Origin of the sequence: Pantoea sp. B566 (genome assembly GCF_024793925.1) — a bacterium.
Taxonomy (GTDB): Bacteria; Pseudomonadota; Gammaproteobacteria; order Enterobacterales; family Enterobacteriaceae; genus Pantoea; species Pantoea ananatis.
This window is the reverse complement of sequence record NZ_JANUQL010000003.1, coordinates 4,193,936-4,218,130: the sequence shown is the minus strand read 5'-3', so window position 1 is coordinate 4,218,130 and position 24,195 is coordinate 4,193,936. Positions and strand designations below refer to the sequence as shown.

The following is a 24,195-nucleotide window of genomic DNA, read 5'->3' as shown; positions in this document are numbered from 1 at the left end:
CATCAGCAGGAACCTGCAACCAGGTCCGTCTGAGGTTTACTGATAGGTGAACTGGGTGTTTTGCGTGCGGACTGAGTCCAGACCAATCATGACGTTAAATTTACCCGGTTCGGCAACGTGCTTCATCTGCTGGTTCCAGAACTTCAGCGCATCCACATCAATCTTAAAGGTCACCTGCTGAGATTCACCGGCTTTGAGCATGATGCGCTTGAAGCCATGCAGCTCTTTTACCGGACGGCTGATGCTGGCAGCGGGATCGTTAAGATAGAGCTGTACCACCGTGGCACCGTCCACTTTGCCGCTGTTCGTTACGGTTACGCTGGCTTCGATACTGCCGTTATGCGCCATCGTTTCTGATGAAAGCGTGACTGGCGATACGGTGAACGTGGTGTAGCTCAGGCCATAACCAAACGGGTAAAGCGGGCCGTTTTCCGCATCGTAGTAGTGCGATGTGTACTTGTTGGGCTTGGCAAAATTGTACGGGCGGCCTGTCGGTAAATGGTTGTAATAGATGGGAATCTGACCCACGGAACGGGGGAAGGACATCGGCAGTTTACCCGATGGGTTGTAATCGCCAAACAGCACATCCGCGATAGCATTGCCCCCTTCTGTTCCGCTGAACCAGGTTTCCAGCATGGCATCGGCCATTCTGTCTTCATCAACCAGCGTCAATGGGCGACCATTCATCAGCACAATCACCAGCGGCTTGCCTGTCGCTTTCAGCGCGGCTAACAGCTTCTGTTGCGAAGGCGGGATCATCAGATTACTGCGGCTGGACGCCTCGTGCGCCATGCCCTGCGCTTCCCCTACCGCCGCCACGATGACATCGGCCTGCTTCGCTTTCTCGACCGCCTCATCAATCATTGCCTGCGGCGAACGCGGATCGACCGCCACGGCCGGTTCATACATGTTGAGGAAGTCCTGAATGCCTTTGTTATCTGACACGTTCGCGCCTTTGGCGTACAGCAGCGTGGCTTTGCCTTCGGTGGCGTTTTTCATGCCCTGCAGCAGGGAAACCGACTGTTTGGCGACGCCCGCCGCCGACCAGCTGCCCATGACGTCACGCTGGCTGTCGGCAAGCGGTCCAATCAAGGCAATGGTGCCAGATTTCTTCAGCGGTAAGGTATCAAGGCGGTTTTTCAGCAGCACCATACTCTTGCGGGCCACATCGCGGGCTTCCGGGCGGTGTAAGCGGCTTTCGGCGTTAGTATCCTGCGGATCGCTCTCTTTCGGGCCAAGATGACTGTAGGGATCGTTAAACAGCCCCATATCGTATTTCACATTGAGCACGTGCCGGGCCGCATCATCGATTTCGGTTTTGCTGACGATGCCGCGCTTCACCAGGTCGGGTAAATACTGGCTGTAGTATTCATCGCTCATACTCATATCTACGCCAGACTTAATGGCAATATGCACGGCATCCTGGGGATCGCTCGCCACACCGTGCTTGATCAGCTCTTTAATCGCCCCGTGATCGCTGATGGTTATTCCTTTGAATTTCCATTCATGACGCAGCAGATCTTTCAGCAGCCAGCTGTCGGCCGTCGCGGGCACGCCATTAATGGAATTCAGCGCGACCATTACGCCGCCGCTGCCGGCATCCAGCGAGGCTTTATACGGCGGCAGGTAGTCCTGGAACATGCGCTGTGGGCTCATATCCACGGTGTTGTAATCGCGTCCGCCTTCCACCGCGCCATAGAGCGCAAAGTGTTTCACGCTGGTCATAATGTTGTAACGGTCTGCGGGGCTTTTGCCCTGCATCGCCTGCACCATGGTGCGTCCCATGGCAGAGGTTAAATAGGTGTCCTCGCCGAACCCTTCAGACACGCGGCCCCAGCGCGGTTCACGGCTGACGTCGACCATCGGTGCCCAGGTCATATTTAACCCATCGTCCGCCGCTTCATAGGCAGAAATGCGCCCCACTTCATTGACGGCGTCGAGATCCCAGCTGGATGCCAGCGCTAAGGGAATCGGGAAAATCGTTCGCTGCCCGTGTACCACGTCATAGGCAAAAAACAGCGGAATTTTCAGGCGGCTTAGCTGCATCACCTGGTCCTGCATCGCGCGAATATCCTGACGCGTCACGGTATTAAAAATGGCGCCAACCTGACCTTTGTGGATCATCTCACGTACGGCTTCTTTTGGCGTATCCGGGCCCACGCTGATTAAACGTAACTGGCCGATTTTCTCGTCCAGCGTCATTTTTTTCAGCAGGTTGTTCACGTAGGCATCACGCGCCTGTTCGGTCATGGGATGGTGAACGGTGGGCTCCCCGGCAAATGCAGGTTGCAGAGCAAGGGAAACAGCGAGGCTAACAGAGCAAATCCATTTCATCAGGTTGGGTTCTCTTAAGTAACTGCGCAATATCGACTAAATGCAGAATGCCATCTTCAGAGCATAGCATGTCACCTGCGGCTATCACACTGCGCCCGACGCAACTCACGTGCTACAGTAATGACGCATGCATAAGACAAGGGAATTGCCCATGATGACACCTTCTGCCCTGATCGCCGATCTCCGCCGCCAGGTCGGCTCTGGTAACGTACTGACCGAGGCCGCCCATACCGCCCGCTATCGTAAAGGCTTCCGTTCCGGTGAGGGAGACGCGCTGGCGGTCGTCTTTCCCGCGACGCTGCTGGAACTGTGGCGCGTCCTGCAAACGCTGGTGACTGCCGATGCCATTATTCTGATGCAGGCGGCGAACACCGGCCTCACCGAAGGCTCAACGCCGCAGGGTAACGACTACGATCGCCCGCTGGTCATTGTCAGTACCCTGAGGCTGGATAAGCTACAGCTGATCGACAACGGCAAACAGGTGCTGGCCTTTCCGGGGAGTACGCTGTATCAGCTGGAAAAAATCCTCGCGCCGCTGGGCCGCGAGCCGCATTCCGTTATTGGATCATCCTGCATTGGCGCGTCGGTGCTGGGTGGCATCTGCAACAACTCCGGCGGTTCACTGATTAAACGTGGCCCGGCCTACAGTGAGATGGCGTTGTTTGCCCAGATTGATGCCCAGGGACGGCTGAAGTTGGTTAACCACCTTGGTATTGAGCTTGGCACCACGCCGGAAGAGATTCTGGGGCGGCTGGATGATGATCGCTGGCAGCCCGGGGATGTGCTGCATGACGGCCGTCATGCCTCCGATCACGACTACGCCGAACGGGTGCGTGATGTTGATGCCGATACGCCCGCCCGTTTTAACGCCGATGCCCGCCGCCTGTTTGAAGCGTCGGGCTGCGCAGGCAAGCTGGCGGTATTTGCGGTGCGCCTGGATACGTTTGCGCGCGAACCGCAACAGCAGGTGTTTTATATCGGCACCAATGATGCCTCGGTACTGGGTGACCTGCGCTGCCATATGCTGGCGAATTTCAACAATCTGCCCGTGGCCGCGGAATATATGCATCGGGATATCTACGACATCGCCGAAGTCTATGGCAAAGACACCTTCCTGATGATCGACAAGCTTGGCACCGATAAGATGCCGCTGTTTTTCAGTCTCAAGGGCCGGGTCGATGGCTGGTTGAACAAACTGTCGTTTATCAAACCGCATCTGAGCGACCGACTGCTGCAGCGCGTCAGTCGCCTCTTCCCCGCCCATCTTCCCAAACGCATGAAACAGTATCGTGATAAATACCAACACCATTTAATGCTGAAAATGTCGGGTGATGGCATTGCGGAGGCGCGTGACTATCTGCGTGAGTTTTTTCGTGAGGGCGGCGGCGAGTTTTTTGAATGCGAAGGAAAAGAAGGTGCGCATGCCTTTCTGCATCGCTTTGCGGCCGCGGGCGCGGCAGTGCGCTATCACGCCGTTCATGCGGATGAGGTAGAAGATATTCTGGCGCTGGATATTGCGTTGCGTCGCAATGATAAAGCGTGGTTTGAGAGCCTGCCTGATGAGATTACCCAGTCGATAAGCCATCGCCTATATTACGGGCACTTCTTCTGCCATGTCTTCCATCAGGATTACATTGTGAAAAAAGGCGTGGATGTTCATGCGCTGAAAGAAAAGATGCTGGCGATTTTGCACAGCCGCGGGGCGGAATATCCGGCAGAGCATAATGTCGGGCATCTGTATCAGGCCCAGCCACAGCTCACCGCGTTTTACCGCAAGCTCGATCCCACCAACAGCTTTAATCCGGGCATCGGTAAAACCAGTAAGCTAAAAGGCTGGGCGGTAAAACAGCCCTGACTGGGCACGTCGCACCTGAACAGAGTAAAACGGGCGGCCAGCGAAAATGACCGCCCGTTTATTTAGCGAGGAGGTTCTTCGGTTACCGCATCAGAAGAAACCAGCTGACGGCGCTCAATAATCATGGTCTGCGGCGTGGACAGCACAATGCCCTCTTTACGCAAGCGGGTCAGAATATCGAACAGTAGATCGCTCTTCGCGCCCGCGATCTGGCGCTGACTGGCAACGTTGCCGGTGACGCTCAGCACGATGCCCTGGGCGGTAAGATCTTTAAAGGATACCGAGGGTTCCGGGTTCTCCAGAATACGCTCGTTTTCCTCATAGACCTTCAGCAAAATCTCCCGCACCTGTACCGGATCGATATCCAGCGGAAACGTCAGGCTAATGGTCACCACGCCCTGCGCATTGCCCATTGTCGCATTACGTACGTTCTGAGAGATGAACTGTGAGTTAGGCACGATCACGGTGGATTTATCACCCAGCTGGATTTCCGTTGCGCGCACGTTGATGCGGCGAATATCCCCTTCAACGCCACTGATCGTCACCAAATCCCCGACTTTGACCGGACGTTCAGTCAGCAAAATCAGACCGGAAATAAAGTTTTTAACGATTTCCTGCAGGCCGAAACCGATACCGACCGACAGGGCGCTGACGATCCAGGCCAGCTTGTTCCACTGCAGCCCCATAATCGACAGCGTCAGCAAAATAATCAGGACATAGCCGACGTTGCTGAACAGCGTCACCAATGACATGCGCATGCCACTGTCCATCGTGGTCTTTGGCAGGAAGTCGTTATCGAGCCAGCGACGTACCGAGCGAAGGATGTAAATGCCGACGATCAGGCACAGCAGCGCGTTAACCAGGTGCGCCGGGACAATATTCAGGGATTCAAGGCCCTTACCGCCCCAGAACTCAATCGCCTTTTGCAGCAGCTCAATCGGTGTTGAAGAGGCAAAGGTGCCGTTAAGCAGTGCCAGCGCGACAAACATGATCAGCAAGGTTTTACCGATCGCCGCAAGAATGGTGGCGACCTGCTGCAGATGTCGCTCATCAATGTTTAGCGAGCCCTGAATACGCTTGCCCGTCGTATTATTGACAGAGAAAAGGCTTTCACAGCCGTCGTTAATCAAATGACTGAGTATGTAAAACGAACCAAACAAAATGCCACACCACACCAGCTCGTAGCTTAAAAAACGCGCCAGGGTGACGTAACCAATCACCAGCGAAGCCAGAATCGTCAGCGACGTCAGCGTCAGGGCCATCTGAATCAGCCCGACCAGCGTTGAGCGCGCTTCCGGCGGCGTGCCTTCCTGCGCCAGACGCCGACGAACGCGCTTGGTGCGCATGCTGATTGCCAGCGCCGTGCTGCCGATCAGCAATGCCGTCAGGCCGTTAGCAAAGATACTGGTATTCAGGCTGGTCCCGGCGGTGTAGTTAAAGGACTCTACCGTCTGGAAAATAAACACCAGCAAGGCGGTGATAGGTGGGAAAGGTTTCAGGGCCAGCGCCACCTCGTTCGAGATGGTGGGTAAACGCCAGCTTGGCCGACGCGTGGACAAAAATGCCCGCCCGAGCCCGGCAATCAAACCACAATAAACGCTTAATTCGACCAGACGATAAATAAAGTCCTGCACGTCGCTGGAAACTTCATCGCGGCGGGTAAAGGCCTGGGAAATAAAGGCAAAGGTCAACACCACCGCCACCAGGCTGGTCAGGGCCACGGCCGTCGCCAGAAAGCTGCGGCGCAGGCGTCCTTCCGGCAGTTTATTAATGCTGACCCAGGCTAAAAATTCTTCGCCATAGCGGCGTCCCAACGTCATCACCAGCACGGCGGCCAGCAACCAGCCTAGCGTACCCAGACGCCAGCCTGACTCCCAGGACAGCGCAGCGGTATCTTTCAGCTCATTTAAGAAATCGCCAATCTTCTCATCATCAAGATCCTGACTGCTGAATACCGGCGACCAGAAACGTGGCCCTAAAATGCTGCCAGAGTTAAGCGCCAGTTTGTTTTTCAACTGATCGCGGCGCAGATTGACGATTTGCGATGACAGCATCAGGGCGCTGTTTTTAATGCCCTCCGCCTGCTTAATCTGATCGTCGAGCTTACTTTTCTGACTTTCCAGCGCGCTACGTTTGCGCGTGACGTCTGCCGTCTCTTTGACGCCGCTTTCCGGTTTGGGGGCTGGGCCAAGCACGGCCAGCTGGGCCTCAAGCTGCTGACGGTCAGGCTGCAACGCCTGGGCCAGCGTATCCGTATTGCCTGACAGCTCCAGCGCCATTTCATTCAGCCGACTCAGCTTATTTTCATCGCTTTCAACGGAAACCTGACTTTTAATTTTGTCGAGGATTTTCTGCATCTTGGGCAGCTCGACCGAGGCGTTCACTTTCGGCTTGTCGTCAGGCTGCTGGGTAGTGGTGGCCTGAGCCGGATCGTCTGCGGCGACGCTCAGGGTGGGAACGGCGGTGAACAATGCTAAAAAAATCAGAACAATAAAGGATCGTAACGTGAGCATATGAATGAGATTCCGGCACAGTAATCAGGCGAATCACCCTCGCCATTTGCGGGTAGTTTAAGTTTTCGCCTGGCGTGAAACTATAGGAATACCGATCAATATTGGTCGGGCCGCCCGCGGCAGCCCGACGGGATATTACTCTACTTCAGAACCGCTGGCAGCGTTGCTGGCAACCTGACCTGCTTTCTGTTTTTTATAGGCCAGCGCGGCCGCCGGAACCGGCGCCGCTTTGCCCGTTTCCAGCCAGTCGCGCAGACGGTTAGCATCGGCAAAATGGGTATATTTACCAAATGCATCCAGCACCACCAGTGCCACCGGGCGGTTTTTAATCATGGTGCGCATGACCAGGCAATGTCCCGCTTCATCGGTATAGCCCGTTTTGGTCAACTGAATGTGCCAGCCATTCTTATACACCAGATGATTGGTATTGCGGAACGGCAGCGCGTAGCTGGGATGGGTAAATACGGCGGTTTCTTCTTTGGTCGTGCTCAGCTCGCCCAACAGGGGATATTCGCGCGTGGCTTTTAACAGCTTCACCAAATCTTCTGCGCTGGAGACGTTCTGAATGGAGAGACCGGTAGGTTCAACGTAATGGGTATGGTTCATGCCCAGCGCACGCGCCTTAGCATTCATCGCCTTAATAAAGGCGTTATATCCGCCGGGATACGCATGGGCCAGGCTGGCCGCCGCGCGGTTTTCAGATGACATCAGCGCCAGCATCAGCATGCTCCGACGGCTTATCTGGCTGTTAAGCTTCACGCGTGAAAACACGCCGCGCATCTCTGGCGTCTGACTGATATCAACCGTGACCATCTCGTTCATCGGCTGATGCGCATCCAGTACCACCATTGCCGTCATCAACTTGGTGATCGAGGCAATCGGCCGCACCCGGTCAGGGTGACTGGAAAATAACGTTTTCCCGCTCGTCAGATCGACGATCAGGGCGCTGCCTGAGGCAATTTGCGGCTGAGCAATGGGCGCCATTTGCGACAGCGTCGTGGTCGCCTGTGCTGGAAGGGAAACAACCTGCCCGGAAACGAGCAGCGCCAGCGTTAACAGTGAAAAGCGAATTTTTGCAGGCATCGTGAAAAAAAGACCCGGTTAAGATTGTGCGCTGTGTAAACACAGGCCGCCGACGACTGAGCAGGCAGTGCGCGGGCTGGCCGCAGCATCATACTCTGAAGCGGTAAAATTATCCTGGTGAGATTGTTTCTGAGCGTTAAAAAGATGTTGCCGCCCTGCAGGCGGCAACGGCACGTTAAAACAGGTGCGGGCCATAGCCCCACAGAATCACGGTTAAGGCCAGCAACACTTCAAATACCAGCACGCCGATGGCCAGAGTGGAACTGGAAAAACGCAGGCTTTCATCCCGGTCAATGTTCAGAAACAGCGGGATGCCCACGTACAGCAGATAGCCGGTATACAGCAGCGCCAGCGCACCCGCTAATACGCACAGCCATACCAGCGGATAAAGTGCCACGAGTCCGCTTAAAAACAGCGGCGTAGCCACATAGCCCGCAAACACCGTACAGCGTTCAACGCCAGGGCGCTGCGGGTAGTCACGCGCCATCCAGTGAATAACGCGTCCCATCACCGCCACACCGCCCAGAATCAACAGATAAAACAGAATACCCAGGCCCAGTGCTGTCAGGAAATTCAATTGTACATACTGCCCTTCACCCAGATTCCAGCCTGAGTTCGTGGTGCCGATTATGGCGCAAATAACCGGAATGGCTGCCATCAGCAGAACGTGATGAGTGTAATGGTGCGAAACCGTTTCGTTCTCTTGCTTGATATTGCGCATTTCCTGATTAGGATGCGCTAACAAACCCCAGACATGGTTCATACGCTTACTCCTCTGATGCCGTTGGGCTACCCCGTTTTGATGCAGCATCCACGTAAGGGCAGCATTGCTTACAGTATAAACGGCAAGGCAACTTCTGTGGGGCCTGCGCAAAAAAACAGCGAAAAAGATCGCTGATTAACGCTTAAACGGATGGCTTAACGAATCAGGTATAAACTGAAAGAAATTTCTTCACACAGGAAGTGCACCTTGCATTTGGATATCAACGCATTAATTACGCAGTACGGCTATCTTGCACTGTTTATCGGCTGTATTGCCGAAGGGGAAACATTTCTGTTGCTGGGCGGCGTAGCCGCGCATGAAGGATTACTGCATTACGCGGGTGTGGTACTGGCGGCGATGGCAGGCGGCATTCTGGGCGACCAGCTGCTCTTCTGGATTGGCCGGCGCTTTGGTACAGGCATCCTGCGGCGGTTTAAAAAACATCAGGACAAAATTGTTAAAGCTAACCGCCTGATTAAGCGGCGTCCCAGCCTGTTCGTGATCGGCGCGCGCTTTATGTACGGCTTTCGCCTGATTGGTCCCATTATCATTGGGGCAAGCCGCCTCAATCCGCTGAAGTTTCTGGCGCTTAACATCATTGGGGCGGCATTATGGTCACTGCTGTTTGTGACACTCGGCTATTTTGCTGGCGGAATCATTGCCCCCTGGCTGCACAAGCTTGATCAGCACTTTAAACATCTGCTGTGGCTGGCTGCCGCCGTGCTCTTTGCCTTTGGGGTTCGCTGGGCCATTCGCCACTGGAATAACCGCCGGGCCGACGATCAGTAACCCTTGAACTGGGGATTTGCCAGCATAAAGCCGCCATCGATGATAAATGACTGGCCGGTGGTATAGGTGGCCCATTCAGAGCTCAGCCAGGCCACCATGCTGGCAATTTCGTGCGTATCTCCTGGACGACCCGCAGGGATCTCAGGCATTTTGACCTTGTGCGCATCGCCATCGGTCATTTTGTTCATCGGCGTGGCGATCGCGCCTGGCGCCACGGCATTCACCAGAATATTGTGGGGCAGCAAACTCAAGGCCATCGATTTAGTCAGCCCGCCTGCCGCATGTTTGGCCGCGGTGTAGGCAACGGAACCCGGCAGCGGAGTGTGTTCATGCACGGAGGTGATGTTGATGATACGTCCGCCCTGCCCCTGCTTGATCATGTTGCGTGCCGCAACCTGGCCGCAGATAAACACGCCATCCACATCTACGCTAAATGTCTTACGCCAGTCTTCCCAGGTCACGTCCATAAAGTCCGCTTTGAAATTCGCCCCGGCATTGTTGACCAGAACATCAATGCGGCCCAGCTTGTCTATAAGCTGCTGCAGCACCTTGCCCCCTGCGGGCGGATCGGCCAGGTCGAGCTGGATCGTCTCAGCTCGCTGCCCAATCTCCGCCACCCGTTTTGCCGTGCGCTGTGCGCCTTCCTCATCAGATCGCCAGGTGATGCCAATATCAAACCCCTGCTCTGCTAACATTTCAGCACAACGACTGCCAATGCCTGAATCCGACGCGGTAACGATTGCAACTTTTCGTTGTGGTGTAGTCATGACGGTCTCCTCTGGAAGTGTATGAAAAGTATATACCGCAATGAAAATTGTGCCGTTTGCGGACGGCCCGGCGCCCGGATTAACGATCTGTGTCAGAACACAGCGCGATGAAGGCACCTGGCTATAGTTAAGGCTGACACTGACAGGGAGAAACCGATGAGTAAGGTTAAACGTAAGATTGACGACCATGGCGTAATAGGCGATTTACGCACCTGCGCCCTGGTCGCAAACGATGGCACTATCGATTATCTCTGCTGGCCGGAACTGGACAGCCCATCGGTGTTTTCCGCCCTGCTGGACAGCGACGAGGCCGGCCTGTTTTCCCTGGCACCCGACTGGCAAAACGCCCGTCGCCAGCAAATCTATCTGCCTGATACCAACATCCTGCAGACCCGCTGGCTGGCCGAAGAAGGCGTCGCCGAGATCACCGACTACATGCCGATTTGCGACCGGCAGGATAAACTGCCGCGTATCATCCGTCGGGTAAAGATGGTTCGGGGCCGGGCACGCTTTAATATGGTGTGCTCCCCGCGCCATGATTACGCCCGGGCGGACACCCGCGCAGAGGTACAGCGGGGCTGTATTGATTTTCACGCCACCGATCAGCCCTCGCTGCGCCTGGCGGCAACGGTGGTGATGACGCTGGAAGGCAATCACGCCACCGCCAGTTTTGAGCTTAAAGCCGGTGAACATGCCGAATTCGAATTTGGCAGCGTACAGGATGCCCACATCGAAAAGCTGGCCACCGCCAACTGCTTTGAAGAAACGCTGAGCTACTGGCGGGAATGGAGCAGCCGCAGCACCTATCACGGTCGCTGGCAGGAGATGGTACAACGCTCTGCGCTGGTTCTTAAGCTGCTGACCTCCTGGCAACACGGCTCCATCGCCGCGGCTGCCACCTTTGGCCTGCCCGAGGAGCTGGGCGGCGAGCGCAACTGGGATTACCGCGCCTCCTGGATACGGGATGCCTCATTCAGCATGTACGCCCTGATGCGGCTGGGTTACGTGGACGAAGCCAAGCACTTTACGGAATGGGTCGGTCGCTGTGTAGAAAACAGCCACCACGATGAAATGCGGCTGCAGGTGATGTACCGCCTGGACAGCAGTACGGATCTTCAGGAGATGTCGCTGCTTAACCTGTCCGGCTATGCCAACTCCAGTCCGGTGCGCATTGGTAACGATGCCTGGCGGCAAAAACAGCTAGATATTTATGGCGAACTGATGGATGCCATCTACCTGTCCAACAAATACGGCGAGGCCATTTCTCAGCGGGGCTGGAATCATGTGTCAGAAATGCTGGACTGGCTGTGCGATAACTGGCATCAGCCCGATGCCGGCATCTGGGAAATGCGCGGCGAGCCGGAGCACTTCCTTCACTCACGTTTAATGTGTTGGGTCGCTCTGGATCGGGGCCTGCGGCTGGCAATGAAGCGTTCACTGCCGATGCCTTACGATCGCTGGGACAAAACCCGTCGCGAGATCCGCGATGATATCTGGAAGAATTTCTGGAACAGTGAACGCGGGCATTTTGTTTCGACCCGCCACGGTGAACACCTTGATGCCTCCATGCTGCTGATGCCGCTGGTGCGTTTTGTGGGCGCCACCGATCCGGACTGGATCGCAACGCTGGATGCCATCCAGGTGAACCTGGTGAGCGACGGCATGGTACGTCGTTATAACATTCACGAAACGCCAGCTGATGGGCTAACGGGCGCAGAGGGCTCCTTTGGTGCCTGCTCGTTCTGGTATGTGGAATGTCTGGCGCGTGCCGGACGCATTCGCGAGGCACATTTTGAGTTCGAGAAATTACTGAGCTACGCTAATCCGTTGGGTTTGTATGCGGAAGAGTTTGACAGTCATGGGCAGGCACTGGGAAATACGCCCCAGACGTTGACGCATCTTGCGTTGATCAGCGCCGCGTTTTTCCTGAACCGTAAGCTAAACGGGGACGTCACGCTTTGGCAGCCATAATGGGCTGTTTTTCGCCCAAATTGGTAAAGAACAAAGGCAGATAACGCAGGCGAGTCAGGTAAAGTATTTTAAAGCGGTTAAAATCCTGATTCACAACATCAGTTTAATGAACATATAATGCGCAGCAGGTCATAGTGACCAGCATGGGTTCGATACATTGACAAGCCTGAAACATGGCGATAAAGACTTGTAAAATATGAAAAAAAGCATTCGCGCGTTCGCTTCACTTGCATTGGCTTTGGCGGCATTCAGTCAGTCAGCCCTTGCTGTTGTTTACCCGTTACCGCCGGCAAACAGCCGTCTGACCGGGCAAAATATTGAAATTACCATTCCCGAGGACAGCAAATTACCTCTGGAAGCTTTTGCAGCTCAGTTCCAAATGGGCCTCAGCAATATGCTGGAAGCCAACCCGGGCGTTGACGTTTATCTGCCAAAACCTGGCAGCAAACTGATTATCCCACAGCAGTTACTGTTACCTGACGCGCCGCGTGAAGGCATTGTGATCAACAGTGCTGAAATGCGTCTTTACTACTATCCGAAAGGCACCAAAACGGTGGTTGTACTGCCTATCGGTATCGGTGAACTGGGTAAAGACACGCCGCTGAACTGGACCACCACTGTTCAGCGTAAAAAAGATGGTCCGACGTGGACGCCAACGAAAGCGATGCACGCGGAGTACGCTTCACGTGGTGAAAACCTGCCTGCCGTGTTCCCGGCTGGTCCGGATAACCCGATGGGGCTGTATGCGCTCTATATCGGTCGTCTGTATGCCATTCACGGCACCAACGCTAACTTCGGTATTGGCCTGCGGGTCAGCCACGGTTGCGTGCGCTTACGTGCCGACGACATCAAATGGCTGTTCGATCATGTGCCGGTTGGCACGCGCGTGCAGTTTATCAACCAGCCTGTGAAAGCCTCGGTTGAGCCAGACGGTTCACGCTGGATGGAAGTGCACAATCCGCTCTCGACCACGGAAGAGCAGTTTAACTCTCGTGAGCTGGTGCCAATTACGCTGACCCAGGCCGTTGGCAAAGTTCTGGTAGACGGCAGCATCAACCAGTCTCAGGTTGATAAAGCGATTCAGAACCGCTCCGGTATGCCCGTACAGGTTAACGCGCCAGAAAACAACGTGGTGCCCGCGCCTGTTCAGGTAACCGAAGGCGAAGACGCCGAGCCGAAGGAAGAGCCGATGACGCCGGTGATGTCACAGCCAACGAATCCGGTCGCTGTGCAGCCTGAGCCTCAGCAGTCGCAACCGGCAGAACAGCAGCCGCAGGTTCAGCCTTCGCAGCCTGTGCAGCCTGTGCAGCCGTCACAGCCTGCGCCAGCAAGCAATGGTAATCTGTAAGGTCTGATCCTTAACGGGGTAAAAAGCCAGTGCCGGTTAACCGGGCTGGCTTTTTTTTTGTGCCCTTTACAGGCTTTGTCACCGGGTGCAGCCTCTACACGCTGGGCCTTCGCAAGGCCAGCCAGCCCGCCAGCAGGGTAAACGCGAGCACGATCAGCACCAGCAGTAAAAACCCGTGCGGATTCGCTGCCAGCGGAATACCGCCTACATTCATGCCAAAAAATCCCGCCACAATATTAATTGGCAGTGCCAGAACGGTTATCACGGTTAACAGGTAGAGCGTGCGGTTACTCTGTTCCATCAGACGCGCTGCAATCTCTTCCTGCAACAGCCGGATGCGCTCCATCAGGCTGGCGAGATCGTTGAGCACCACGCTGAACTCTTCGGTAAACGCCCGCAGCTCGCGGAGCGTGTCGTGGTTGAGCCTGGCCGGAGGTCGGTTGAGCAAGCGAAACAGCGCCGCCGGTTCAGGTGCCAGGAGGCGCTGAATCCGCAACAGCATGAGCCGGTAGTGCCCCAGCTCGCTGCGATTAGCTTTAATGGCGGGGCTTAAGAGGCGCTCTTCAATGTTATCGACCACCTGACTGATGCGCCGCACGACCTGTTCCAGTTGCGACTCCTGCTCACCAAGCAGATAAAGCAACAAAGCCTCTGCACTGGGAAAGCTATGCCGGGCTAACCTCTGCTGCATCTTTTCAATCATCACTGACGGGCGATAACGTGCGCTGACCACCAGGTTACGCCGGCACCATATCCACAGCGTCGCATTTTGCGTACTGCGGTTCTCCTGGTTAAGCGTGACGTCGTTGAGTACCGCCAGCAACGCGCTACTTTGCTCCGCCAGCCGGGTTCGCGGCGAGGCCGAGTGAATTTCATCGAAGAAGTCATCATCCACCTGAAAATGACTCTGCACCCAGTGCTGCGCGCGGGCATGGTTCAGATTGATATGCAGCCAGAGAAAGCCGTCATCAGGAAGATGCTCACCGAGTTTAACTGCTTCACGGGCATTCAGGCGAACAGGAAGGGCATCGGGAGAAAAGAGATAACCATGAATGAGTCCTGCCACATCATCATCAAAATCACGTTTTTGTGGGGTAAGAACAACGTCTGTCGCCATGGCTATCCTGTCAGCATCATTAATAAAGAGGTTCAGCCTGCTGAAGTTTTGTTACAGCAAAATGACCTCTCACGGCGCAGATCATTTTTTTGTCACAAAAAGCGGGTATCACACAGCGTGAAACAGATGTAAATCCGCATCTGCATCCGCTATGAGGTTTTGCATGAGCGAAAACAGTTTACCCTCTTCAGGCCCGACTCATGGACGACCCGATTTCAATGGCAAAGGTAGCCGCTTCACAAAACCGATTTTCTTTCTTCTGCTGATCGCCGGTCTGGCCTTTGCCGGATTTAACCTGTTTCATGACGTAGAAAAAACCAACACGCCGGTCACCAGTTACTTACCCTTCTTTTTATTGGGCCTCGCGCTGCTGATTGCGCTGGGCTTTGAGTTTGTAAACGGTTTTCACGATACCGCAAATGCGGTCGCGACGGTCATCTATACCCACTCTCTGACGCCCGGTGTTGCCGTGGTCTGGTCGGGATTCTGCAATTTCCTTGGCGTGATGCTCTCCAGCGGTGTGGTGGCGTTTGGGATTATTTCGTTGCTGCCCGTCGAACTGATATTGCAGGCCAGCAGCGGCAACGGTTTTGCCATGATTTATGCCCTGCTCTTCTCGGCCATTATCTGGAACCTGGGCACCTGGTATCTTGGCCTGCCCTCCTCCTCCTCGCACACCTTGATTGGCTCGATCATCGGAGTGGGCGTTGCCAATGCCATGCTGCACGGCCGCAGCGGGCTGAGCGGCGTTGACTGGGAGCAGGCGCTGAAAGTCGGTTATGCCCTTCTGCTGTCGCCGGTGGTGGGGTTTGTCTGCGCCGCCCTGCTGCTGTGGACGATGAAGCTGTTTATTCGTAACCGTCAGCTTTATCAGGCCCCGCAGAGCAACGAGCCGCCGCCCGTCTGGATCCGTGGACTGCTGATTCTGACCTGTACCGGCGTCTCTTTTGCCCATGGATCGAATGACGGACAAAAAGGCATGGGGCTCATCATGCTGATCCTGGTCGGCACCATGCCGATCGCCTATGCCCTGAACCGTTCCCTGCCGCCCGATCAGATCCCGCGCGTGGCCGCCCTGACCGACGTCACGGCGCGCCAGCTCCTGCACATTCAGCCTGCCACCACGCCCGCACCGGCCCCACGGGACGTGTTAACCGCGTTTGTCAGCAGCGAAAAAATGAATGCCAACGTGCTGCCGGCCCTGGCGATGACGCTGCACGACGTGGGCGAACAGATCCGCCGCTACGGCTCGATGGAAAATATCCCGGCGCAATCCGTGAGCAACACGCGCAATCAAATGTACCTCGCGTCGGAGTCCATTAAACATTTGCAAAGCGCCCACGTTGCCCTGCCGGACGACACTGAACGCAATTTAACCGCCGTGAAAACCGAGCTGGACAGCGCTACGCGCTTTATTCCTGTCTGGGTGAAGGTGGTCGTGGCGATTGCACTGGGGCTGGGCACAATGGTGGGCTGGCGTCGCATTGTGGTCACCGTGGGGGAACGTATCGGTAAAACCCATCTGACCTATGCGCAGGGTGCCAGCGCCGAACTGGTGGCGATGGTGACCATCGGTGCGGCCGACGCATTCGGTTTGCCCGTGTCCACCACACACGTTCTCTCCTCGGGTGTGGCAGGCACCATGGCGGCGAACCGATCAGGCCTGCAAATGTCCACGCTGCGGAATCTGGCAGTGGCCTGGATATTGACGCTGCCGGTTTCAGTCTTACTTTCTGCCCTGCTCTACGGGCTGTTTATCCACATCTGACCAGGTGATTCGTTATGGCAACACACGATAACAGCTTCAACCGGGATACATTTAATCAGCGTCTGTTACAGGAGTTCTACGACAGCTACGATGAAGAACTGGAGATGGAACTCGACGACCTGCGTTTTGGCGAGACCACGCCTGACGGGAATGATGAGAAGGCCTGGCGTCGTCGCTATTTTCGCGAACTGCTGCACCTGCAGGGCGAACTGGTTAAGCTTCAGGACTGGGTGATGCGCACCGGCCATCGGCTGGTCATTCTGTTCGAAGGCCGCGACGCCGCCGGTAAAGGCGGTGTTATCAAACGCATCACGCAACGCCTTAACCCGCGCACCTGCCGGGTTGCCGCCCTGCCAGCACCTAACGACCGCGAAAAAACCCAGTGGTATTTCCAGCGTTACATTGCTCATCTGCCCGCCGCCGGGGAAATGGTGCTGTTCGACCGAAGCTGGTACAACCGGGCGGGCGTGGAACGGGTGATGGGCTTTTGCAGTGAGGCTGACGTCGAGGAGTTCTATCGCAGCGTGCCGGAATTTGAAAAAATGCTGACCCGCAGCGGTATTCAAATCATCAAATACTGGTTTTCCATTACGGACGAGGAGCAGGAACTGCGCTTTTTGAGCCGTATTCACGATCCGCTGAAGCAGTGGAAACTCAGCCCGATGGACCTGGAAAGTCGCCGCCGCTGGGAAGATTATACCGAAGCCAAAGAAGAGATGCTGAGCCGGACCCATATCCCGGATGCGCCCTGGTGGGTCGTGCAGGGCGTGGATAAAAAGCGTGCGCGACTGAACTGCATCAGCCACCTCTTGCAACAGGTGCCGTATGAAGACGCTACGCATGATGAAATTATTTTGCCACCGCGTGAACGGTCGCAGGATTACCGCCGTAATGACGTGCCGGACACGATGATCGTGCCTGAAAAGTATTAATGGCAAGCCAAGCGCGGCAGGACGCTGCGCTAACCGGTTTTCACCACACTGAAGGCTTCAGAGCTGGCCTGCTCTTGCAACCGGGCATAACGGTCGATGGCCGTGGCGATATCCTGGGATGATTTTAACGCGCGAATTTCACCGAACAGCTCACCGGCTTCAACGTAGGCTTTACGTAAATACCCGAGCCACTGTTTGATACGGGCAACATGGTACATGCCGGTATCGCCCTGTTTTTCCAGCCGGGTATATTTCTGTAACAGCGCCACCACCTCCGGCCAGGGCATGGGCGCGTCATTGTATTTGATGACCCGACTCAGGTTAGGCACGTTAAGCGCGCCTCGGCCAATCATCACGGCATCACAACCGGTGGTCCGCAGGCAGTCCTGGGCCGTTTGCCAGTCCCAGATCTCGCCATTCGCGATAACCGGAATACGTAGGCGCTGACGGATGTCGCCGATGGCCTGCCAGTTGATCGCCTCGGCACGATAACCGTCTTCTTTGGTTCGACCATGCACCACCAGCTCGCTGGCACCGGCCTGCTGTACCGCATCCGCAATTTCCATACTGCGCGCGCTGGAATCCCATCCCAGCCGCACCTTCACCGTGACGGGCAACGAAGCCGGTACTGCTGCCCGCATGGCTTTTGCCGCGCGATAGATTAAATCGGGATCTTTTAACAGCGTGGCACCGCCGCCGCTGCCGTTGACCAGCTTTGACGGACAACCACAGTTCAGATCAACGCCCCAGGAGCCCAGAGTAACCGCTCGTGCGGCGTTTTCCGCCAGCCAGTCCGGATGCTGCCCCAGCAGTTGCAGACGGACCAGCGTGCCCGAGGGCGTGCGGCTGGCATGGTGCAGTTCAGGGCAGAGTCGATAAAAGGATTTTACCGGCAAGAGTTGATCCACGACGCGCAAAAATTCTGTAATGCACAGATCGTAGTCGTTGACCTCCGTTAACAGCTGGCGCACCAGAGAATCCAGTACGCCTTCCATCGGTGCCAGTAAAACCCGCATTGTCAGGCGTTTCCGCTACGCTTAGGCGCTGGGCGACGTGGACGCGCGGCTGGCTTGTCAGACGGGCCCGCTGCCGGTCCCTGACGACGGGGCTGTGAACGCTTGTCCCCTTGCGGACGCGCAGCGCCTGCACCCTGTCCGCCCTGGCTGCGACCACGGCCGCGTGGCTGCTGTGACTGACGGCCATTCACGATAGGTTCCGCTTTGATGCTTGGATCCGGCTCATAGCCAGGTACGGCCAGACGCGGAATTTCACGCTTAAGCAGACGTTCAATATCGCGCAGCAGTTTGTGTTCATCCACGCACACCAGTGACAGTGCGACGCCGGTTGCCGCCGCACGGCCGGTACGACCAATACGATGCACATAGTCTTCCGCTACGTTTGGCAGCTCATAGTTTACGACGTGTGGGAGTTCTTCAATATCCAGGCCACGGGCCGCGATATCGGTGGCCACCAGCACGCGAATTGCGCCGGATTTAAAATCAGCCAGTGCGCGCGTACGTGCACCCTGACTCTTATTGCCGTGAATCGCCGCAGCGGTAATACCGTCTTTACCCAACTGTTCTGCAAGGTGGTTAGCCCCATGCTTGGTTCGGGTAAACACCAGCACCTGCTGCCAGTTACCTTCGCCGATCAGCTGCGACAGCAGTTCCCGTTTGCGTTTCTTATCAACAAAATGCACCTGTTGAGAAACCTGCTCCGAAGCGGTGTTGCGGCGTGCCACTTCCACCTGCTCCGGGTTATGCAGCAGTTTTTCTGCCAGGGTTTTAATCTCGTCCGAGAAGGTGGCAGAGAACAGCAGGTTCTGACGTTTGGCAGGCAGTTTTGCCAGCACACGGCGAATATCGTGGATGAAGCCCATATCGAGCATACGATCGGCCTCATCCAGAACCAGCACTTCCACCTGAGAGAGGTCAACGGCGTTCTGATGGACCAGGTCCAGTAAACGGCCCGGTGTTGCCACCAGAATATCGACCCCGCCGCGCAGCTTCATCATCTGCGGGTTAATGCTGACACCACCAAACACCACCAGCGAACGAAGCGGTAAATACTTACTGTATTCAACAACGTTTTCCCCGACCTGAGCGGCCAGTTCACGGGTAGGCGTGAGGATCAGCGCACGCACCGGACGACGTCCACGTACTGCGCCGGTATTCGCCGACAGCTTCTGTAGTAAAGGCAGCGTGAATCCGGCCGTTTTGCCGGTGCCGGTCTGCGCACTTGCCAGCAGATCGCGGCCGGACAGCACCACAGGAATCGCCTGGCGCTGGATAGGAGTCGGTTCGCTGTAGCCTTGCTCAGCAACCGCACGCAAAATATCGGCACTCAGGCCGAGAGAGTCAAAAGACATGACGAGTATTACTCCGGTCCACTCTGACCGTGTTTCACGGTGTAGTTTTCAGAGGGATAGTGACGCCAGCTGACGCTGACGCGTGAAAAGGGTGCAAACTACGATGCATAAGCGGCGGAGTGTAACAGCTTTAACGTTCCTGTGCGAGATAGCTCACAATTGATTACAAACGGCCTAAACAACAAAGCCACCTTACGGTGGCTTTGGTTATCGGACGGTTCAGTTAACTGCGTTTTTTCTCAATGCGTCGTGCAGGCTCTTTGGCCAGCAGAGAAACCAGTGCCGGGCCCAGTAGCATAACCATGCCCAGGCTGGCCAGCAGCAGATTGTTGTGGAAAATGCGAGAGACCAGGAACAGCGTCATCATCGCAGCGCCGAAGTAGTAGGTGGTCGTCGCCTCTTCGAGGTAATCACCGAGGGTACGCAAACGGGCACTACGCTGCGTGATCAGCATGGCGATAAACACCCCTGCATACGTCACCACCAGGGTACTGCACACTTCGACCAGTGCTTTGTGTTTCCAGCCCCATACCAGCGCGGCAATCACCAGCAGGTGCATAGCGATATGGGCCCAGGTTTGACCGGTAATAATTTGAAAGCGATTAGACAATTTCATTTTTTCTCCTGCAGACCTGGCGGGTTGCCTGAATGCAACCGGATCCGGCCAGGGACGGTTTCATCAATGTAAAGCAAATATCAGATAACGCCTTATTTATTCCTCTTCTTCACCCTCCATTTGTGACAAAGACTACACTTTGTGGTTGATGAAGATGAAAAGGAGCGCGTCGCGAGTATGCCACAAATCCAGCAAGGATTTTCATTTAAAGTCCTGACGATCAATACCCATAAAGGTTTTGCCCCGTTTAACCGACGCTTCATCTTGCCAGAATTGCGCGAAGCCGTACGCGCAACGTCGGCAGATATCGTCTTGTTGCAGGAGGTGATGGGAACACATGACATCCATCCTCTGCAACATGAAAACTGGCCCAATACCTCACATTACGAGTTTCTGGCTGACACCATGTGGAATGATTTTGCCTATGGGCGTAACGCAGTCTATCCGGAAGGACACCACGGCAATGCCGTGCTGTCGCGCTTTCCCATTGCCGAATATCAGAACCGCGATGTCTCGGTGGCCGGTAGTGAAAACCGGGGCATGCTGCACTGCCAGATTACGCTCCCCGCGCCCTACGGTCCGCTGCACGTTATCTGCGTTCACCTGGGTCTGAAAGCGGCCCACCGTCGCGCCCAAATGGCAATGCTGAACGAGATGGTGCTGGCCCTGCCGCCGGATGCGCCCGTGGTGGTGGCTGGCGATTTTAACGACTGGCAGGGACGCGCTAATAAAATCCTGCAAAAAGGGGCCGGGCTAAAAGAGGTATTCAGCATCAAACATGGTCGACCGGCACGCACCTTCCCGGCCCGCTTTCCTCTTCTACGACTGGATCGTATTTATGTTCGCAACGCCACGGTGAGTCATCCCTGGGCGCTGCCGCGTAAACCCTGGTCACACCTTTCCGATCACGCGCCGCTGGCGGTGGAGATCCATCTATGAATTTTGACTGGCAAAACGGCAATAAACTGCGCCTGCTGGAAAACGGGGATACGTTTTTCCCCCGGGTTTTTGGCGCAATTCAGCGTGCCGAGCGCAGTGTGCTGTTGGAAACCTTTATCCTGTTTGAAGACGATGTCGGTAACGCTTTACACCGCGAGTTGCTGGCCGCAGCACAGCGCGGCGTCAAAGTTGAAATGATGGTGGATGGTTACGGATCGTCGGAGCTGTCAGACGACTTTGTGAACAGCCTTACCCAGGCGGGCGTCCGTTTTATTTACTACGATCCGCGTCCGCTGGTGATGGGCATGCGTACCAACGTCTTTCGCCGCCTGCATCGCAAGACCGTGGTAGTTGACGGGGTTATCGCCTTTGTCGGCGGGATTAATTTCTCCGCCGAGCACTACACCGACTATGGCCCTGAAGCCAAACAGGATTACACCGTTGAGGTGAAAGGGCCGGTAGTGGCGGATATTACCCGCTACCTGCAAGAGGCAATCGGCAGTCAGGCCACCACCCGCCGCTGGTGGGGACAGCGCTCACATCGTCCGGCTAAGAACGCCCTGCCCGGCGACGCGCAGGTGCTCTTCGTGTATCGCGATAATGATGATCACCGGGACGATATTGAACAGCACTATCTGGATATGCTGCGCAGTGCCAAACAGGACGTGATTATCGCGAATGCCTATTTTTTCCCCGGCTACCGACTGTTGCGGGAAATGCGCAATGCGGCACAGCGCGGGGTTCGGGTGCGTTTGATTGTGCAGGGCGAGCCCGATATGCCGATTGTGAAAGTGGGCGCAGAGCTGCTCTATAACTATCTGGTGGATGCTGGCGTGGAGGTCTACGAATACTGCCGTCGTCCGCTGCACGGTAAAGTGGCGGTGAAAGATCAGCAGTGGGCGACGGTCGGCTCCAGCAACCTCGATCCCTTAAGTTTGTCGCTAAACCTCGAAGCGAACCTGATCATTCACGATCGCCACTTTAATGAGACATTACGCGACAATCTTGAGCATTTACTGGCAGAAGATTGCCAGCGCGTTCAGGAGGATAAACTGCCGCCGCGTAACTGGTGGCAGTTGTCGAAAAGCGTCGTAGTGTTCCACTTCCTGCGCCACTTTCCTGCAATCGCCGGCTGGCTGCCGGCACACACGCCAAAACTGGCCCAGGTTGACCCGCCCGTGCAGCCTGAAATGGAGACGCAAGATCGCGTCGAAGCCAACAATGAAGGAGCGAAATCCTGATGGCAAACACGCATCCGCGCTGGAAACTGGCAAAAAAAATACTCACCGGCCTGTTTTTCGTGGCCGTCATTGTGCTGCTGGTCATCTATGCACGCAAGGTGAACTGGGATGACGTCTATAAAGTTATCGTCAACTACAACCGTTTCGTGGTGCTGACCGCCGCAGGCCTGGTGATCGTCAGCTACCTCGTGTATGGCTGTTACGACCTGATCGGTCGCGCCTACTGCGGTCATAAACTGGCCAGGCGCCAGGTGATGCTGGTGTCGTTTATCTGCTATGCCTTTAACCTGACCCTCAGTACCTGGGTTGGCGGCGTGGCCATGCGCTATCGACTGTATTCACGCCTTGGCCTGGACAGCGGTACCATTACGCGCATTTTCTCACTCAGCATTGCCACCAACTGGCTGGGCTATATCCTGCTGGCGGGCGTCGTCTTCAGCGCGGGCATGGTTTCCATTCCCAGCGGCTGGTTTATTGGCGAAACCACGCTACGGCTGATCGGGGTTGTCTTGCTGGTGCTGGTCGCCTTCTACCTCTGGTCCTGTGCCTTTTCAAAACGTCGCCGCTGGACGGTCAAAGGCCAGACGTTACAGCTGCCTTCATTACGTATGGCGCTGTTTCAGTTTGCCGTTTCCTGTGCCAACTGGATGGTGATGGGCACCATTATCTGGTTGCTACTGGGCCGGGATGTGGGCTATCCGATGGTGCTGGGGGTTTTATTGATCAGCAGTATCGCTGGCGTGATTATTCATATTCCGGCGGGGATTGGCGTGCTTGAGGCGGTGTTTTTAGCGCTGTTGAGCGGCGAAGATCTCTCTCACGGTACCATTATTGCCGCACTGCTGGCCTACCGGGTGCTCTACTTTATTTTGCCCCTGCTGCTGGCGCTGGTGCTGTACCTGGGGCTGGAGAGTCGCGCTAAGCATATGCGGCATAAAAACGAACAGAAACTGCAGAAGTCGTAACCGGGGAGCGGCTGCTCTGGCAAACCAGAGCAGCCCGTTTTTTAGCGGCGATTGCCGAAAATACGCAGCAGCATCAGGAACAGGTTGATGAAGTCAAGGTAGAGCGTCAGCGCGCCCATGATCGAGTAGCGACGCAGGTTTTCCGTGTCGCGCGCATCAATCTGCTCGCCAATGTTTTTCAGTTTCTGCGTGTCATAGGCCGTCAGGCCCACAAACACCACCACGCCAATGTAGGTAATCGCCCACATCAACGCCGGGCTTTTCAGCCAGAAGTTCACCAGCGATGCCAGCAGAATACCGATCAGCGCCATAAACAGCAGGCTGCCCAGGCGGCTCAGATCGCGCTTGGTGGTATAGCCATAGAAGCTCATGGCACCAAACATCCCCGCCGTGACAAAGAACGTACTGGCAATGGAGGAATAGGTGTACACCAGGAAGATGCTGGCCATGGTTAACCCGGTCAGGGCCGAGTAGAGCATAAATAACCCGGTCGCTACGGCACCGCTCAGGCGATGGACCATGCCAGAGAGGAAGAACACCAGCGCCAGCTGCACGATAATCAGGCCGAAGAAGGTAATGCGGTTTGCAAACACCAGCTCCATCACCGCCGGCGTGCGGGCGGCAAACCAGGAGACAAACGCGGTGAGTAATAAACCACAGGTCATCCAGCCATAAACCTGTGCCATGTAAGCCTGCAACCCGCGAGATGCAGGCTGAACTATTGAATCATTTTGTGGATATCGGTCCATGATGCACCTCTTGTTGAACAAATGGGTTATTCCCCTGACAGGGGAGCCTGGTTAAGTGTGGCACAGCTCTGTTCAAC

General features: G+C 55.7%; 19 protein-coding genes. 9 read left to right on the top strand and 10 right to left on the bottom strand.

The features are described 5' to 3' along the window. Positions 1-36: 36 nt before the first annotated feature. On the bottom strand, positions 37-2,334 hold the full coding sequence (bglX, locus tag NYE92_RS21335) for a beta-glucosidase BglX (RefSeq protein WP_259019417.1): 2,298 nt from the start codon (positions 2,332-2,334) through the stop codon (positions 37-39). A 151-nt stretch (positions 2,335-2,485) separates the two neighbouring features. Between bglX and dld the strand changes: the two genes are divergently transcribed. Beyond that, positions 2,486-4,189, top strand: coding sequence for a D-lactate dehydrogenase (gene dld, locus NYE92_RS21330; protein ID WP_019106157.1), 1,704 nt, complete (start codon positions 2,486-2,488; stop codon positions 4,187-4,189). Positions 4,190-4,251: 62 nt separating this feature from the next. On the opposite strand, the gene NYE92_RS21325 is transcribed toward dld, so the two are convergent. The 3 genes from NYE92_RS21325 to NYE92_RS21315 all read right to left on the bottom strand — a co-directional run bounded on the left by NYE92_RS21325 (position 4,252) and on the right by NYE92_RS21315 (position 8,548). Then, complete coding sequence (locus tag NYE92_RS21325; RefSeq protein ID WP_014606259.1) at positions 4,252-6,702, bottom strand: DUF3772 domain-containing protein; 2,451 nt, start codon at positions 6,700-6,702, stop codon at positions 4,252-4,254. A 135-nt stretch (positions 6,703-6,837) separates the two neighbouring features. Beyond that, positions 6,838-7,785: a D-alanyl-D-alanine endopeptidase gene (pbpG, locus tag NYE92_RS21320; protein ID WP_014593242.1), complete on the bottom strand. Its 948-nt coding sequence runs from the start codon at positions 7,783-7,785 to the stop codon at positions 6,838-6,840. Between the two features lie 175 nt (positions 7,786-7,960). Beyond that, the gene (locus tag NYE92_RS21315) at positions 7,961-8,548 is read right to left on the bottom strand and encodes a Yip1 family protein (RefSeq protein WP_013025130.1); all 588 of its coding nucleotides are present in this window, start codon (positions 8,546-8,548) and stop codon (positions 7,961-7,963) included. Positions 8,549-8,755: 207 nt separating this feature from the next. On the opposite strand from NYE92_RS21315, the gene NYE92_RS21310 reads away from it, so the two are divergent. Continuing rightward, a complete protein-coding gene (locus NYE92_RS21310) occupies positions 8,756-9,337 on the top strand; it encodes a DedA family protein (RefSeq protein WP_014593240.1) in 582 nt (193 codons plus the stop codon). Here the strand turns inward: NYE92_RS21310 and NYE92_RS21305 are convergent. After that, positions 9,331-10,104, bottom strand: coding sequence for an SDR family oxidoreductase (locus NYE92_RS21305; RefSeq protein WP_014606261.1), 774 nt, complete (start codon positions 10,102-10,104; stop codon positions 9,331-9,333). The genes NYE92_RS21310 and NYE92_RS21305 overlap by 7 nt on opposite strands. Before the next feature lie 156 nt (positions 10,105-10,260). On the opposite strand from NYE92_RS21305, the gene NYE92_RS21300 reads away from it, so the two are divergent. After that, on the top strand, positions 10,261-12,075 hold the full coding sequence (locus NYE92_RS21300) for a glycoside hydrolase family 15 protein (RefSeq protein ID WP_259019416.1): 1,815 nt from the start codon (positions 10,261-10,263) through the stop codon (positions 12,073-12,075). A gap of 196 nt (positions 12,076-12,271) precedes the next feature. After that, positions 12,272-13,423 carry a L,D-transpeptidase family protein gene (locus tag NYE92_RS21295; protein WP_259019415.1) on the top strand — a complete coding sequence of 384 codons (1,152 nt, stop codon included), beginning with the start codon at positions 12,272-12,274 and terminating at the stop codon, positions 13,421-13,423. A 94-nt stretch (positions 13,424-13,517) separates the two neighbouring features. On the opposite strand, the gene NYE92_RS21290 is transcribed toward NYE92_RS21295, so the two are convergent. Then, positions 13,518-14,540, bottom strand: coding sequence for a transporter (locus NYE92_RS21290; RefSeq protein WP_259019414.1), 1,023 nt, complete (start codon positions 14,538-14,540; stop codon positions 13,518-13,520). Between the two features lie 163 nt (positions 14,541-14,703). Between NYE92_RS21290 and NYE92_RS21285 the strand changes: the two genes are divergently transcribed. After that, on the top strand, positions 14,704-16,308 hold the full coding sequence (locus NYE92_RS21285) for an inorganic phosphate transporter (RefSeq protein WP_014606264.1): 1,605 nt from the start codon (positions 14,704-14,706) through the stop codon (positions 16,306-16,308). Between the two features lie 14 nt (positions 16,309-16,322). Beyond that, entirely contained in the window at positions 16,323-17,240 is a 918-nt protein-coding gene (ppk2, locus tag NYE92_RS21280; protein WP_104933274.1) for a polyphosphate kinase 2, read from the top strand. 29 nt (positions 17,241-17,269) lie between these two features. Here ppk2 and dusC read toward each other — a convergent pair whose 3' ends face one another. The 3 genes from dusC to NYE92_RS21265 all read right to left on the bottom strand — a co-directional run bounded on the left by dusC (position 17,270) and on the right by NYE92_RS21265 (position 20,224). Beyond that, positions 17,270-18,256, bottom strand: a complete 987-nt coding sequence (dusC, locus tag NYE92_RS21275; RefSeq protein WP_014593235.1) for a tRNA dihydrouridine(16) synthase DusC — start codon at positions 18,254-18,256, stop codon at positions 17,270-17,272. 2 nt (positions 18,257-18,258) lie between these two features. Next, positions 18,259-19,608, bottom strand: a complete 1,350-nt coding sequence (gene rhlE / locus NYE92_RS21270) for an ATP-dependent RNA helicase RhlE (RefSeq protein WP_014593234.1) — start codon at positions 19,606-19,608, stop codon at positions 18,259-18,261. Between the two features lie 223 nt (positions 19,609-19,831). Beyond that, a complete protein-coding gene (locus tag NYE92_RS21265) occupies positions 19,832-20,224 on the bottom strand; it encodes a YbhQ family protein (protein ID WP_013025119.1) in 393 nt (130 codons plus the stop codon). Positions 20,225-20,401: 177 nt separating this feature from the next. On the opposite strand from NYE92_RS21265, the gene NYE92_RS21260 reads away from it, so the two are divergent. From NYE92_RS21260 to NYE92_RS21250, 3 genes are read left to right on the top strand one after another with little or no spacing between them, the layout of a single operon-like run. Further along, on the top strand, positions 20,402-21,163 hold the full coding sequence (locus NYE92_RS21260; protein WP_228225295.1) for an endonuclease/exonuclease/phosphatase family protein: 762 nt from the start codon (positions 20,402-20,404) through the stop codon (positions 21,161-21,163). Next, complete coding sequence (gene clsB / locus NYE92_RS21255) at positions 21,160-22,404, top strand: cardiolipin synthase ClsB (protein WP_014606268.1); 1,245 nt, start codon at positions 21,160-21,162, stop codon at positions 22,402-22,404. The genes NYE92_RS21260 and clsB overlap by 4 nt, the downstream gene beginning before the upstream one ends. Further along, on the top strand, positions 22,404-23,369 hold the full coding sequence (locus NYE92_RS21250) for a lysylphosphatidylglycerol synthase domain-containing protein (protein WP_014593231.1): 966 nt from the start codon (positions 22,404-22,406) through the stop codon (positions 23,367-23,369). Before clsB ends, NYE92_RS21250 begins: the two co-directional genes overlap by 1 nt. Positions 23,370-23,410: 41 nt before the next feature. Here NYE92_RS21250 and NYE92_RS21245 read toward each other — a convergent pair whose 3' ends face one another. Continuing rightward, positions 23,411-24,118 (bottom strand): Bax inhibitor-1/YccA family protein, encoded by a 708-nt coding sequence (locus NYE92_RS21245; RefSeq protein ID WP_014593230.1) that lies wholly within the window; start codon positions 24,116-24,118, stop codon positions 23,411-23,413. Between the last annotated feature and the right edge of the window lie 77 nt (positions 24,119-24,195).